Origin of the sequence: Escherichia sp. MOD1-EC6300 (assembly GCF_002965045.1) — a bacterium.
Lineage (GTDB): Bacteria > Pseudomonadota > Gammaproteobacteria > Enterobacterales > Enterobacteriaceae > Escherichia > Escherichia coli_F.
The window spans coordinates 72,846-86,236 of sequence record NZ_PTRH01000012.1 but is presented as its reverse complement, the minus strand read 5'-3'; the positions used below and the strand labels follow the sequence as shown (position 1 = coordinate 86,236).

The following is a 13,391-nucleotide window of genomic DNA, read 5'->3' as shown; positions in this document are numbered from 1 at the left end:
TTTTTCTCCGCGTTAGATCATTTCTGAACCATTAATTTATGGCTTATGTCCCCACGTCCTGAGATAGTAGTTTTCTCGTAAAATGGTCAGTTCAGGGAAACGAGTTGCAGCTTCATCAACCAATGGTGGAATACGATTATCTTTAACTTCAATGAGCAACAAAATAGCCTTCCTTACATTCTCCATCTTTGATGATGCAAAAAGCGGTAATACCAACTCAACGAATCCTCGGCTTTCATTGAAATCAGGCACCTTACTCATCGCCCACAATAATGTTTGCTGACGGTCATCAGTGATACGTTCGAGAAGCGGCAGAAAAGTATCATATTTATTATACTCTGTTTCTCGTATAGCAAAGACAGCTGAGGATAGAGTGTCATCGTCAAGTTCAGGCATTATTATTAACAGTGAATGAATATAATCCTCAATATTCACCACACTATCTCTACAGGCAAAACGGAGATCTTTAATAGCAATATCACGTAATTCATCTGGCATTGTAAAATAGAGTCGAAAAATATCTGCAGCACAAGAAACTTTTTTTTGGCGTAATCTTATGAATGCCTCTTCACACAATTCTTTATCATTCTCTGTGCGGCAAACATGTTCCCAAAGGGCAAAAGTTTCGGGTTCTATCTGTGGAAAACGGCATAGCGAGAATAAAATGGATCTACGTAAATCCGGGATTTTCTCAGTTAAAAACCACTCACGCAGTTGAATTTGCGTTCCTGGCAAACTTCTATCGAAACCCTTCATACTCATGCCAGCAATAAAATCGTCCAGCCAGCGTTCATACCAGTTGAGGAAATTTTTATCATATATAAAATCAAACGGATAATCTTCATCACCATCAGTCAGCATTAACCTTCCGCGATACTGCCCCGTCACCACCAGGCAAATATCATAAGTACATCCCAGGGTGAGAATGGTCAATGCGCCGTCAAAAAAACTATATTCTTCATCATCTTCTGTACGGCCAGCATTCAACACATCAACATCCTGCTGCGTCATATAAAGCGGTACAGGGCTTTCTTTTGTTATATCGCCATAAATATCTGTACCGCCTAAAGATTCAAGACCGTAGGCATGTGCCGGACCGCCATTAGCGATATAGCGAAGAAAAATTCGATATTCCCGTGGCAAAGTGACGCTATGTTTTTTCTCCCAGGAAGCTATTTCCGCCTCGCTGGCAGGCTTCGGCCATTGATATTTCCAACCTTCAGAACCGAATAACTTACATTCAGGATCCAGTGCGGCAATGCGTGGGATTTTTTCTTTTATACGAGCAATCTGTACTTGTTCTTCGTTGGTAAGTTGCATCAAGCTATTCCTTTAGTGTGCTTTTACTAATCAGGATACGCTAGCCTGCAATCAGCTTACAGTACACTTTACTTCGTATGGTGCCGATGTCTGAAACCGTATTCATTCAGTAGATACTGAGTGCACAAAATAAAACGGGAGGCACCTTCGCCTCCTGTTTTATTTACCCTTCTTTTGTCGTGCCCTGCGCCCGCGTTACCGGCATTGGCAGCCAGGCGCGAATGGAAAGCCCACCCCGTTCGCTGGTGCCAAGCTCCAGCATGCCGTTATGGTTATCCACGATACGCTGCACAATCGCCAGGCCTAGCCCAGTGCCGCTAATGGTGCGCGCACTGTCGCCGCGGACAAACGGCTGGAACAGGTGCTTACGCTGTTCCGGCGCAATTCCCGGACCGTCGTCTTCTACCTGGAACCAGGCGCGATTCGGCTCCGTGCCGCTGCTGACTTTAATCCAGCCGTTGCCGTAACGAGCAGCGTTCACCACCATATTCGCCACTGCACGTTTGATCGACAGCGGGTGCATTTTCACTTCAATGCTGCCGGGGTAAAGCGCAGTTTCAATTTCCCGCTCATAGCCACTTTCGGCAGCTATCACCTCACCGAGCACTGCGTTGAGATCCGCCATTTCCATCGGCATCTCCTGCCCGGTGCGCAGGTAGTCGATAAACTGTTCAATGATGGCATTGCACTCTTCGATATCTTTATTGATCGATTCTGCCAGGTAGCCATCCTGCTCGCTCATCATCTCGGTCGCCAGACGAATACGTGTCAGCGGCGTGCGCAAGTCGTGGCTTACCCCTGCCATCAGCAACGTGCGGTCATCCGCCAGTTGCTTAACACCAGCCGCCATATGGTTAAAGGCGCGGGTAACGGAACGCACCTCCGAAGCGCCATACTCACGCAGCGGCGGCGGAATAATCCCCTTACCCACCTGCAAGGCAGCGTGTTCGAGATCGACCAACGGTCGGTTCTGAATACGAATAAACAGCCACGCCCCGCCTATCGCCAATAGCATAATCGCCAACGTATAGCGGAACAGCGGGGAGAAATCGCCCTGATGAATTTCGGTCAGCGGCACGCGTACCCAAATATTGGGCGACAGCCAGGTTTTCAGCCAGACGACAGGCGAACTTTTGTTGACCTCAACGCGTACTTCCGTCGGGCCGCCCAGTTGCTGCGCCATCTGATGGCTTAAGAATTCATAGTGTTGTGCCCAACGCAGGCCTGCCTCTTCGGCAGCTTCGTTGGAATAGAGAGAGATCCCCAGCTCACGGTAGATCTCCCGACGGAAAGCGGGAGGCACAACCAACTGCGTGCCGTCCTCCAGTTGCAGTTTGTCGGTCATCAACATACGCACTTCGTACGCGAGGACTTTATTAAACTGCTGGAGGCTCGGCAAAATCGCGAAGTTCAGCACCACCAGATAAGTCGTCACCAGGCTGACGAACAGCAAGGTGACGATGAGCAATAACGTACGGGCAAATGAACTTCGTGGCGAGAAGCGCAATCGCCTCATGCTTTAGAACCGTCCGGCACGAAAACGTAGCCCAGACCCCAAACGGTCTGAATGTAACGCGGATGCGCCGGATCTTCTTCCACCATGCGGCGCAGACGCGAGATCTGCACGTCGATGGAACGTTCCATTGCGGAATATTCACGGCCACGGGCAAGGTTCATCAGCTTATCGCGGGAGAGCGGCTCACGCGGATGGCTGACCAGTGCCTTCAGTACCGCAAACTCACCGCTGGTGAGCGGCATCGGCTCATCTTCGCGGAACATTTCACGCGTCCCGAGGTTAAGTTTGAACTTACCGAAAGCAATTACCGCCTCTTCCTGTGACGGCGCGCCCGGCAGTTCGTTGGCCTGACGACGCAGTACCGCACGGATACGGGCCAGCAGTTCACGCGGGTTAAACGGTTTTGGAATGTAGTCGTCAGCACCAATCTCCAGGCCAACAATACGATCCACTTCTTCCCCTTTCGCCGTCACCATAATGATCGGCATCGGGTTGCTCTGGCTACGAAGACGTCGGCAAATCGACAAGCCATCTTCACCAGGTAACATCAAATCCAGTACCATAAGATGGAAAGATTCACGAGTCAGCAGGCGATCCATCTGTTCTGCATTAGCGACGCTTCGAACCTGGAAGCCTTGTTCGGTGAGATAACGTTCCAGCAGCGCACGCAGGCGCATGTCGTCATCGACCACCAGAATCTTGTAGTTCTCTTGCATTCTTTGTACTCCCAAAGGTTCGCAACAATTTGTAAGCGTGTATTCTTAAAAAAGCTTACGTTCGTCACCAGCTAAATCTGGTATGAATTTCAGCCTAAATTGTTACAAAGCATATTAAACAGCAGCTTAAGTATACAATTTATTCGGCGAAACATTATTGATTCTGTTGATATGATCACGTTATACCCAATGTGCGCATTATCAAACAGACAAAGGGAATCAACGAGATGAAAACGCCCCTGGTTACCCGGGAAGGGTATGAAAAACTCAAACAAGAGCTAAATTATCTCTGGCGTGAAGAGCGCCCGGAGGTCACAAAAAAAGTGACCTGGGCTGCAAGTCTGGGCGACCGCAGCGAAAATGCTGACTATCAGTATAATAAAAAGCGTCTGCGTGAAATCGACCGTCGCGTGCGCTATCTCACTAAATGCATGGAAAATCTCAAAATCGTCGATTACTCCCCGCAACAGGAAGGCAAAGTCTTTTTTGGCGCATGGGTGGAGATTGAAAACGACGATGGCGTGACTCACCGTTTTCGTATTGTCGGCTACGATGAAATTTTTGGCCGTAAAGATTACATCTCTATCGATTCCCCAATGGCCCGCGCATTGCTGAAAAAAGAGGTGGGCGATCTGGCGGTGGTCAATACCCCTGCCGGGGAAGCGAGCTGGTATGTTAATGCTATCGAGTACGTGAAACCGTAAGGAAGAGTCTTAACCTCCTGCCGATGGCTGGCATTTTTGCCAGCCAGTCCGTATAACTATCCCCTGATTTTTGATCCGAAAAGATGAACTCAAACCATGATGAATGATTCGTTCTGCCGCATTATTGCGGGTGAAATTCAGGCGCGCCCGGAACAGGTTGACGCTGCCGTTCGCCTGCTTGACGAAGGGAATACCGTGCCGTTTATCGCACGTTATCGTAAGGAAATCACCGGCGGTCTGGATGACACGCAGTTGCGTAATCTGGAAACGCGTCTGAGCTATCTGCGCGAGCTGGAAGAGAGACGTCAGGCAATCCTCAAGTCCATTTCCGAGCAAGGTAAACTCACCGACGAACTGGCGAATGCTATCAACGCCACCTTAAGTAAAACCGAACTCGAAGACCTCTACCTGCCCTACAAACCTAAACGCCGCACCCGCGGGCAAATTGCTATTGAAGCAGGGCTTGAGCCGTTGGCCGACCTGCTGTGGAACGATCCGTCGCACACGCCAGAAGTCGCCGCTGCACAATATGTTGATGCCGATAAAGGCGTAGCAGATACCAAAGCCGCGCTGGACGGCGCGCGCTATATCCTGATGGAACGGTTTGCCGAAGATGCCGCGCTGCTGGCGAAAGTGCGTGATTATCTGTGGAAGAACGCGCATTTGGTTTCTACGGTGGTGAACGGTAAAGAAGAGGAAGGGGCGAAATTCCGCGACTATTTCGATCATCACGAACCGCTGTCAACGGTGCCTTCTCACCGCGCGCTGGCGATGTTCCGTGGGCGTAACGAAGGCGTACTCCAGCTTTCGCTAAATGCCGATCCGCAGTTCGACGAACCGCCAAAAGAGAGCTATTGCGAGCAAATCATCATGGATCACCTCGGTCTGCGCCTGAACAATGCCCCGGCGGATAGCTGGCGCAAAGGCGTGGTGAGCTGGACCTGGCGCATCAAGGTGCTGATGCACCTGGAAACCGAACTGATGGGTACCGTGCGCGAACGCGCGGAAGATGAAGCAATCAACGTCTTTGCCCGTAACCTGCACGATCTTCTGATGGCGGCTCCTGCCGGACTGCGTGCAACGATGGGCCTCGATCCGGGTCTGCGTACTGGGGTAAAAGTGGCGGTAGTCGATGCGACGGGTAAACTGGTGGCCACCGACACCATTTATCCGCACACCGGACAAGCCGCAAAAGCAGCGATGACCGTTGCTGCCTTGTGTGAAAAACATAACGTTGAACTGGTGGCAATCGGTAACGGTACGGCTTCCCGCGAAACCGAGCGTTTCTATCTCGACGTTCAGAAGCAGTTTCCGAAAGTGACCGCACAGAAAGTGATCGTCAGCGAAGCAGGCGCGTCGGTTTACTCGGCTTCCGAACTGGCGGCGCAGGAGTTCCCGGATCTCGATGTTTCGCTGCGTGGCGCAGTGTCTATCGCCCGCCGTTTGCAGGATCCGCTGGCGGAGCTGGTGAAAATCGATCCGAAATCTATCGGCGTAGGTCAGTATCAGCATGATGTCAGCCAGACGCAACTGGCCCGCAAACTGGATGCAGTAGTAGAAGACTGCGTAAACGCCGTTGGCGTCGATCTCAACACCGCTTCCGTTCCGCTGTTAACCCGCGTGGCGGGCCTGACGCGCATGATGGCGCAAAACATCGTGGCCTGGCGCGATGAGAACGGTCAGTTCCAGAACCGTCAGCAACTGCTGAAAGTGAGCCGTGTGGGGCCGAAAGCCTTCGAGCAGTGCGCAGGTTTCTTGCGCATTAACCACGGTGACAACCCGCTGGACGCCTCTACTGTTCACCCGGAAGCCTATCCGGTGGTGGAACGCATTCTGGCAGCAACACAGCAGGCACTGAAAGATCTGATGGGTAACAGCAGCGAACTGCGTAACCTGAAAGCGTCTGACTTTACTGATGAGAAATTCGGTGTGCCGACAGTAACTGACATCATCAAAGAGCTGGAAAAACCGGGTCGCGATCCGCGTCCGGAATTTAAAACCGCTCAGTTTGCCGATGGCGTCGAGACAATGAACGACCTGCAACCGGGTATGATCCTCGAAGGTGCGGTGACCAACGTCACCAACTTTGGCGCGTTTGTCGATATTGGCGTGCATCAGGACGGCCTGGTTCACATCTCTTCATTGTCGAACAAGTTTGTGGAAGATCCGCATACCGTGGTGAAAGCGGGCGACATTGTGAAGGTGAAAGTGCTGGAAGTGGATCTTCAGCGTAAACGTATCGCCCTGACTATGCGTCTGGACGAGCAGCCTGGCGAAACCAACGCCCGTCGCGGCGGCGGTAATGAACGTCCGCAAAACAACCGCCCGGCAGCCAAACCACGCGGTCGTGAAGCGCAGCCTGCCGGTAACAGCGCGATGATGGATGCGCTGGCGGCGGCAATGGGCAAAAAACGTTAAACCTCCTGATTGGCCTACGGTTCGAATTTGCACAAGATCGTAGGCCAGATCAGGCGTTCACGCCGCATCTGGCAATAAACGCCATGCCTGACATAAAAATGCCGGAGAATATCTCCGGCATTTTTATTCCACAACCAAACTCACACTATATTTCGTCAATATTTATCACTTCATTAACAACTGAAACCTTAATTAAACATTAACCCGCCCTGATAATTCGCCATTCGAATTATATTTTCGCTGCGATATAACCTTGAGCCACATCAACATTCACGCAGATTATTATCTAAACCAACATTCGCACACATTTTAAGTATTGCTGATAGAAACCATTCTCATTATCATTGTGTTGTTGATTATTTAATCTCTCCTTCGTTGGCAAATCATCTGGTCTCATGTCGCTGTCAAACGCCCCATGAGGTAGTTATCCAGTTAATGAGAAACAAGTAGGCACCTATGCAATACACTCCAGATACTGCGTGGAAAATCACTGGCTTTTCCCGTGAAATCAGCCCGGCATATCGCCAAAAACTGCTTTCTCTTGGCATGTTACCTGGCTCCTCTTTTAATGTGGTGCGCGTCGCTCCACTTGGCGACCCCATTCATATCGAAACCCGTCGAGTGAGCCTGGTATTACGCAAAAAAGATCTGGCCTTATTAGAAGTGGAAGCGGTTTCCTGTTAATACGGTGATAACAACAATGAAAAAATTAACCATTGGCTTAATTGGTAATCCAAATTCTGGCAAGACAACCTTATTTAACCAGCTCACTGGCGCACGTCAGCGTGTAGGTAACTGGGCTGGCGTTACCGTCGAACGTAAAGAAGGGCAATTCTCCACCACCGATCATCAGGTCACGCTGGTGGACCTGCCCGGCACCTATTCTCTGACCACCATCTCATCGCAGACCTCGCTCGATGAGCAAATCGCCTGTCACTACATTTTGAGTGGCGACGCTGACCTGCTGATTAACGTGGTGGATGCGTCTAACCTTGAGCGTAACCTGTACCTGACGCTACAACTGCTGGAACTCGGCATTCCCTGCATCGTGGCGCTGAATATGCTCGACATTGCCGAGAAGCAAAATATTCGCATTGAAATTGATGCGCTGTCGGCACGTCTTGGCTGCCCGGTGATCCCGCTGGTATCAACCCGTGGTCGGGGTATTGAAGCGCTCAAGCTGGCGATTGACCGCTATAAAGCTAACGACAATGTGGAACTGGTGCATTACGCACAGCCGCTGCTCAACGAAGCAGATTCACTGGCAAAAGTGATGCCTTCCGACATCCCGCTGAAACAACGTCGCTGGCTGGGCCTGCAAATGCTGGAAGGCGATATCTACAGCCGCGCCTACGCCGGTGAAGCGTCGCAGCATCTTGATGCCGCCCTCGCCCGTCTGCGTAATGAGATGGACGATCCGGCGCTGCACATTGCCGATGCGCGTTACCAGTGCATTGCTGCCATCTGTGATGTGGTAAGCAACACCCTGACGGCAGAACCCAGCCGTTTCACCACTGCGGTAGATAAAATCGTGCTCAACCGTTTCCTCGGTCTGCCGATTTTCCTCTTTGTGATGTACCTGATGTTCCTGCTGGCTATCAACATCGGCGGGGCGTTACAGCCGCTGTTTGACGTCGGCTCCGTGGCGCTATTTGTGCATGGTATTCAGTGGATTGGCTACACGCTCCACTTCCCGGACTGGCTGACTATCTTCCTCGCCCAGGGCTTGGGTGGCGGTATTAACACCGTTCTGCCACTGGTGCCACAGATCGGCATGATGTACCTGTTCCTCTCCTTCCTTGAGGACTCCGGGTATATGGCGCGTGCGGCGTTTGTGATGGACCGCCTGATGCAGGCGCTGGGCTTGCCCGGGAAATCCTTTGTACCGCTGATCGTTGGTTTCGGTTGTAACGTACCGTCGGTAATGGGCGCACGTACGCTTGATGCACCGCGTGAACGTCTGATGACCATCATGATGGCACCGTTTATGTCCTGCGGCGCGCGTCTGGCTATCTTCGCCGTATTCGCGGCTGCCTTCTTCGGGCAGAACGGTGCGCTGGCGGTCTTCTCGCTGTATATGCTCGGTATTGTGATGGCGGTGCTGACTGGCCTGATGCTCAAGTACACCATCATGCGCGGTGAAGCGACGCCGTTTGTCATGGAGCTACCGGTCTACCATGTACCACACGTTAAAAGCCTGATTATCCAGACCTGGCAGCGTCTGAAAGGTTTCGTTCTGCGTGCTGGTAAAGTGATTATCATCGTCAGCATTTTCCTGAGCGCTTTCAACAGTTTCTCTCTGAGCGGGAAAATCGTCGATAACATCAACGACTCGGCGCTGGCTTCCGTCAGCCGGGTGATCACCCCGGTCTTCAAGCCGATTGGCGTACATGAAGATAACTGGCAGGCAACTGTTGGCCTGTTTACAGGCGCAATGGCGAAAGAAGTGGTGGTGGGTACGCTCAACACCCTCTACACCGCAGAAAATATTCAGGACGAAGAGTTCAATCCGGCGGAATTTAACCTCGGTGAAGAGCTATTCAGCGCGGTAGATGAAACCTGGCAGAGCCTGAAAGACACCTTCAGTCTTAGCGTACTGATGAACCCCATTGAAGCGAGCAAAGGCGACGGCGAAATGGGTACCGGGGCGATGGGCGTGATGGATCAGAAATTCGGTAGCGCAGCAGCAGCTTACAGCTACCTGATTTTCGTCCTGCTGTATGTACCATGTATCTCGGTAATGGGAGCCATCGCCCGTGAATCAAGCCGTGGCTGGATGGGCTTCTCCATCCTGTGGGGGCTAAATATCGCTTACTCGTTGGCAACATTGTTCTACCAGGTCGCCAGCTACAGCCAGCATCCAACCTACAGCCTGGTATGCATTCTGGCGGTTATCCTGTTTAACATCGTGGTTATCGGTTTGCTGCGTCGCGCGCGTAGCCGGGTCGATATCGAACTGCTGGCAACACGCAAATCGGTAAGCAGTTGCTGCGCAGCCAGCACCACCGGTGATTGCCATTAATGGCTTCACTTATTCAGGTGCGCGATTTGCTGGCATTACGGGGCCGTATGGAAGCGGCCCAGATAAGCCAGACATTGAACACTCCGCAACCCATGATTAACGCCATGCTGCAACAGCTGGAAAGTATGGGCAAAGCCGTGCGAATTCAGGAAGAACCTGACGGCTGCCTCTCTGGCAGTTGTAAAAGCTGCCCGGAAGGCAAAGCCTGCCTGCGTGAGTGGTGGGCGTTACGTTAACCTTGTTTTACTACCTGTTTTGAAAGCCCGGTATGCGTTTGCAACCGGGCTTTTTTGCGTGCGGCTTTCCATAAAAATGCAACCCTTGCAGCGCGACGTAAATTCCTCTGAAAGCGTCTCGCAGGGATGAAAACTCGCTAATGCACAGGTGTGGAGTGGCGCGTAGAGTCGCGGCATTCAAACAACAGGTGAAGGAACGCCATGAGCAAAAAGCAGAGTTCCACCCCACACGATGCGCTGTTCAAACTCTTTTTACGCCAACCGGAGACGGCGCGCGATTTTCTTGCGTTCCATTTACCGGCACCTATTCACGCGCTCTGTGATATGAAAACCCTCAAGCTGGAGTCGAGCAGCTTTATTGATGACGATCTGCGTGAAAGCTATTCCGACGTGCTGTGGTCGGTGAAAACGGAACAAGGACCGGGATATATCTATTGTCTGATTGAACATCAAAGCACCTCAAACAAACTGATCGCATTTCGCATGATGCGTTACGCCATTGCCGCAATGCAAAATCACCTGGATGCCGGATACAAAACGTTGCCGATGGTGGTGCCATTGTTGTTTTACCATGGTATTGAAAGCCCCTATCCCTATTCGCTGTGTTGGCTTGATTGTTTCGCCGATCCCAAACTGGCAAGGCAGCTTTATGCCTCTGCATTTCCGCTGATTGATGTCACCGTCATGCCTGATGATGAAATCATGCAGCACCGACGCATGGCGCTGCTGGAGTTAATTCAAAAACATATTCGTCAACGCGATCTGATGGGACTGGTAGAGCAAATGGCCTGCTTATTAAGTAGTGGATACGCTAATGACAGACAAATCAAAGGGCTGTTTAATTACATACTGCAAACTGGCGATGCAGTACGTTTTAATGATTTTATCGATGGTGTGGCCGAACGTTCACCGAAACACAAGGAGAGTTTAATGACTATTGCGGAAAGATTGCGGCAAGAGGGGGAACAATCCAAAGCCTTGCATATAGCAAAAATAATGCTTGAATCCGGAGTCCCTCTTGCGGACATCATGCGTTTTACCGGGGTGTCAGAAGAGGAGTTGGCTGCGGCGAGCCAGTAAAGTTCTGTCTCGCCATTTCAACAGCTGTCTACACCCTCTGCTTCAACGCCACCAGCAGGTGACAAAACTCGTCCGGATGAGAAATAAACGGCGCATGGGCCGCTTTGGCGAAGATGTACGACTCGCTGTGTGGCCAGAGTTTATCCAGCATCGGCACCACTTTGCGCGGCACCAGACCATCGAGATAGCCATACAATCGCAAAAACGGCATGGACACGTTTTGCAGCGGCTGGCGGAGATCGACCGTTTTCAGTATTTCCAGCCCACCATTGAGCACGTCAACCTTCGGCATCGGCAGCGCCAGAACGGTTTTCTTCAGCGCTCGCGCATCCTGGCGTGCCGTTTCTGTACCCATGGTTTGTAACGCAAGGAACCGTTCTACCGTGCGCTGAAAATCTTCACTGAGTTGCTGCTGGAAACCTGCCAGCACGTCCGGTTTGATCCCCGGCCAATCGTCACGAGCACTAAAACATGGCGACGACGCCACGGTGACCAGCGCCTGAACCCGCTCGGGATGGGTTAACGCAATCTGGCTTGCCACCAGTCCGCCCAAACTCCAGCCTAACCAGATAGCTTTGTCCGGAGCTTGTCGCAGCACGACTTCAGCCATATCAGCAAGTGACATCGCACCAAATCCCTGGCTGCGCCCGAAGCCGGGCAGATCAACGAGATGCAGCGTAAAATGCGAGCTAAGTTCCTCATCAATGCAACGCCACACTTCGGCATTCAGTCCCCATCCGTGCAGCAGCACAAGATGAACATTCCCCTGACCTTTGGTCTGCCACCAGATGTTATTCATCCGCTATTGTTCTCTTTTTACTTACAAGGATGAACATATGCTAACAGTACCGGGATTATGCTGGCTATGCCGAATGCCCCTGGCGTTAGGTCATTGGGGGATTTGTTCGGTATGCTCTCGCGCCACCCGTACAGATAAAACGTTATGCCCACAATGTGGATTACCCGCAACACACTCCCATCTTCCCTGTGGTCGCTGCCTGCAAAAACCACCGCCGTGGCAAAGACTGGTCACGGTTGCCGACTATGCACCGCCGTTAAGTCCGCTCATCCACCAGCTTAAGTTTTCCCGGCGTTGCGAAATCGCCAGCGCCCTGTCACGTCTGTTACTATTGGAAGTCTTACACGCTCGTCGCGCCACCGGTTTGCAATTGCCGGACCGCATCATCAGCGTGCCGTTATGGCAGCGGCGTCACTGGCGTCGGGGATTTAATCAGAGCGATTTGCTGTGTCAGCCGTTATCACGCTGGTTGCACTGCCAATGGGATAGCGAAGCCGTCACACGTACACGGGCCACTGCGACCCAGCATTTTCTTAGCGCCCGGCTGCGCAAACGCAACCTGAAAAATGCCTTTCGCCTTGAATTGCCGGTGCAAGGTCGCCATATGGTGATAGTGGATGATGTCGTTACCACCGGAAGTACCGTCGCAGAGATTGCGCAGTTGCTTTTACGCAATGGTGCGGCGACTGTCCAGGTCTGGTGCCTTTGTCGAACCTTGTAGAGCCTCGATGATGGGCGTATTATAACCAACTAAAATAGTCAACTATTAGGCCATTACTATGATCCGTATTTCCGATGCTGCACAAGCGCACTTTGCCAAACTGCTGGCAAATCAGGAAGAAGGGACACAAATCCGCGTATTTGTGATTAACCCTGGCACGCCTAACGCTGAATGTGGCGTTTCTTATTGTCCGCCGGACGCTGTGGAAGCCACCGACACTGCCCTGAAATTTGACCTGCTGACCGCGTATGTTGATGAGTTAAGCGCGCCTTACCTGGAAGATGCAGAGATCGACTTTGTTACCGACCAGTTGGGTTCTCAGCTGACGCTGAAAGCCCCAAACGCCAAAATGCGCAAAGTAGCTGACGATGCGCCGCTGATGGAGCGCGTGGAGTATATGCTGCAGTCGCAGATCAACCCACAGCTTGCCGGTCACGGTGGTCGCGTTTCGCTGATGGAAATCACCGAAGACGGTTACGCCATTCTGCAATTTGGCGGCGGTTGTAACGGTTGTTCAATGGTCGATGTGACGCTGAAAGAAGGGATCGAAAAGCAGCTGCTGAACGAATTCCCGGAGCTGAAAGGTGTACGCGATCTCACCGAACACCAGCGCGGCGAACACTCTTACTACTAAGTTATCCTCTCTTTTATAGATTGCCCGATGCGACGCTAAAGCGTCTTATCGGGCCGTCTGCCAGGCGTTGGCGCTACATTGCCTCGGCAAATCCAGTCCCTACGTTTCCCCGCGATAATATGACCAACCTCTCATAATTTAAATTTACCCCGCTCTGGTGATTCTCAAACGCCAGATGTTACCCGTATCATTCACGCGGGTACCAAACATACTCCTGACATCTGA

12 protein-coding genes are annotated in these 13,391 nt (G+C 51.7%); 8 read left to right on the top strand and 4 right to left on the bottom strand.

Annotated features, from left to right (window positions below; translation table 11 throughout):
* Nucleotides 1-36: 36 nt before the first annotated feature.
* The 3 genes from BGE37_RS17845 to ompR form a co-directional block, all read right to left on the bottom strand.
* Nucleotides 37-1,320 carry an SMI1/KNR4 family protein gene (locus tag BGE37_RS17845; protein WP_105288281.1) on the bottom strand — a complete coding sequence of 428 codons (1,284 nt, stop codon included), beginning with the start codon at nucleotides 1,318-1,320 and terminating at the stop codon, nucleotides 37-39.
* Between the two features lie 163 nt (nucleotides 1,321-1,483).
* Nucleotides 1,484-2,836 carry a two-component system sensor histidine kinase EnvZ gene (gene envZ / locus BGE37_RS17840; protein WP_001253705.1) on the bottom strand — a complete coding sequence of 451 codons (1,353 nt, stop codon included), beginning with the start codon at nucleotides 2,834-2,836 and terminating at the stop codon, nucleotides 1,484-1,486.
* On the bottom strand, nucleotides 2,833-3,552 hold the full coding sequence (gene ompR / locus BGE37_RS17835; protein ID WP_001157751.1) for an osmolarity response regulator transcription factor OmpR: 720 nt from the start codon (nucleotides 3,550-3,552) through the stop codon (nucleotides 2,833-2,835). The genes envZ and ompR overlap by 4 nt, the downstream gene beginning before the upstream one ends.
* A gap of 227 nt (nucleotides 3,553-3,779) precedes the next feature.
* On the opposite strand from ompR, the gene greB reads away from it, so the two are divergent.
* From greB to rpnA, 6 genes are all read left to right on the top strand, one after another.
* Nucleotides 3,780-4,256: a transcription elongation factor GreB gene (greB, locus tag BGE37_RS17825; protein WP_000856744.1), complete on the top strand. Its 477-nt coding sequence runs from the start codon at nucleotides 3,780-3,782 to the stop codon at nucleotides 4,254-4,256.
* 96 nt (nucleotides 4,257-4,352) lie between these two features.
* Nucleotides 4,353-6,674, top strand: coding sequence for a Tex family protein (locus tag BGE37_RS17820; RefSeq protein ID WP_105288280.1), 2,322 nt, complete (start codon nucleotides 4,353-4,355; stop codon nucleotides 6,672-6,674).
* A gap of 456 nt (nucleotides 6,675-7,130) precedes the next feature.
* Complete coding sequence (gene feoA / locus BGE37_RS17810) at nucleotides 7,131-7,358, top strand: ferrous iron transporter A (RefSeq protein WP_001200455.1); 228 nt, start codon at nucleotides 7,131-7,133, stop codon at nucleotides 7,356-7,358.
* A gap of 16 nt (nucleotides 7,359-7,374) precedes the next feature.
* Complete coding sequence (gene feoB, locus BGE37_RS17805; RefSeq protein WP_000736997.1) at nucleotides 7,375-9,696, top strand: Fe(2+) transporter permease subunit FeoB; 2,322 nt, start codon at nucleotides 7,375-7,377, stop codon at nucleotides 9,694-9,696.
* Nucleotides 9,696-9,932 (top strand): [Fe-S]-dependent transcriptional repressor FeoC, encoded by a 237-nt coding sequence (gene feoC / locus BGE37_RS17800; RefSeq protein ID WP_000157586.1) that lies wholly within the window; start codon nucleotides 9,696-9,698, stop codon nucleotides 9,930-9,932. The genes feoB and feoC overlap by 1 nt, the downstream gene beginning before the upstream one ends.
* 201 nt (nucleotides 9,933-10,133) lie before the next feature.
* Nucleotides 10,134-11,012 (top strand): recombination-promoting nuclease RpnA, encoded by an 879-nt coding sequence (rpnA, locus tag BGE37_RS17790; RefSeq protein ID WP_000039089.1) that lies wholly within the window; start codon nucleotides 10,134-10,136, stop codon nucleotides 11,010-11,012.
* 28 nt (nucleotides 11,013-11,040) lie between these two features.
* Here the strand turns inward: rpnA and bioH are convergent, their stop codons facing one another.
* The gene (gene bioH, locus BGE37_RS17785) at nucleotides 11,041-11,811 is read right to left on the bottom strand and encodes a pimeloyl-ACP methyl ester esterase BioH (RefSeq protein WP_001060062.1); all 771 of its coding nucleotides are present in this window, start codon (nucleotides 11,809-11,811) and stop codon (nucleotides 11,041-11,043) included.
* A 37-nt stretch (nucleotides 11,812-11,848) separates the two neighbouring features.
* Here bioH and gntX point away from each other — a divergent pair, with 37 nt between their 5' ends.
* On the top strand, nucleotides 11,849-12,532 hold the full coding sequence (gene gntX, locus BGE37_RS17780; protein WP_001355000.1) for a DNA utilization protein GntX: 684 nt from the start codon (nucleotides 11,849-11,851) through the stop codon (nucleotides 12,530-12,532).
* A 58-nt stretch (nucleotides 12,533-12,590) separates the two neighbouring features.
* The gene (gene nfuA, locus BGE37_RS17775; protein ID WP_000619389.1) at nucleotides 12,591-13,166 is read left to right on the top strand and encodes a Fe-S biogenesis protein NfuA; all 576 of its coding nucleotides are present in this window, start codon (nucleotides 12,591-12,593) and stop codon (nucleotides 13,164-13,166) included.
* Nucleotides 13,167-13,391 lie beyond the last annotated feature (225 nt).

Excerpts from the sequence above, each read along its gene's own strand:
- BGE37_RS17845 (WP_105288281.1), bottom strand. The coding sequence starts at position 1,320 with ATGCAACTTACCAACGAAGAACAAGTACAGATTGCTCGTATAAAAGAA.
- envZ (WP_001253705.1), bottom strand. The coding sequence starts at position 2,836 with ATGAGGCGATTGCGCTTCTCGCCACGAAGTTCATTTGCCCGTACGTTA.
- ompR (WP_001157751.1), bottom strand. The coding sequence starts at position 3,552 with ATGCAAGAGAACTACAAGATTCTGGTGGTCGATGACGACATGCGCCTG.
- greB (WP_000856744.1), top strand. The coding sequence starts at position 3,780 with ATGAAAACGCCCCTGGTTACCCGGGAAGGGTATGAAAAACTCAAACAA.
- BGE37_RS17820 (WP_105288280.1), top strand. The coding sequence starts at position 4,353 with ATGATGAATGATTCGTTCTGCCGCATTATTGCGGGTGAAATTCAGGCG.
- feoA (WP_001200455.1), top strand. The coding sequence starts at position 7,131 with ATGCAATACACTCCAGATACTGCGTGGAAAATCACTGGCTTTTCCCGT.
- feoB (WP_000736997.1), top strand. The coding sequence starts at position 7,375 with ATGAAAAAATTAACCATTGGCTTAATTGGTAATCCAAATTCTGGCAAG.
- feoC (WP_000157586.1), top strand. The coding sequence starts at position 9,696 with ATGGCTTCACTTATTCAGGTGCGCGATTTGCTGGCATTACGGGGCCGT.
- rpnA (WP_000039089.1), top strand. The coding sequence starts at position 10,134 with ATGAGCAAAAAGCAGAGTTCCACCCCACACGATGCGCTGTTCAAACTC.
- bioH (WP_001060062.1), bottom strand. The coding sequence starts at position 11,811 with ATGAATAACATCTGGTGGCAGACCAAAGGTCAGGGGAATGTTCATCTT.
- gntX (WP_001355000.1), top strand. The coding sequence starts at position 11,849 with ATGCTAACAGTACCGGGATTATGCTGGCTATGCCGAATGCCCCTGGCG.
- nfuA (WP_000619389.1), top strand. The coding sequence starts at position 12,591 with ATGATCCGTATTTCCGATGCTGCACAAGCGCACTTTGCCAAACTGCTG.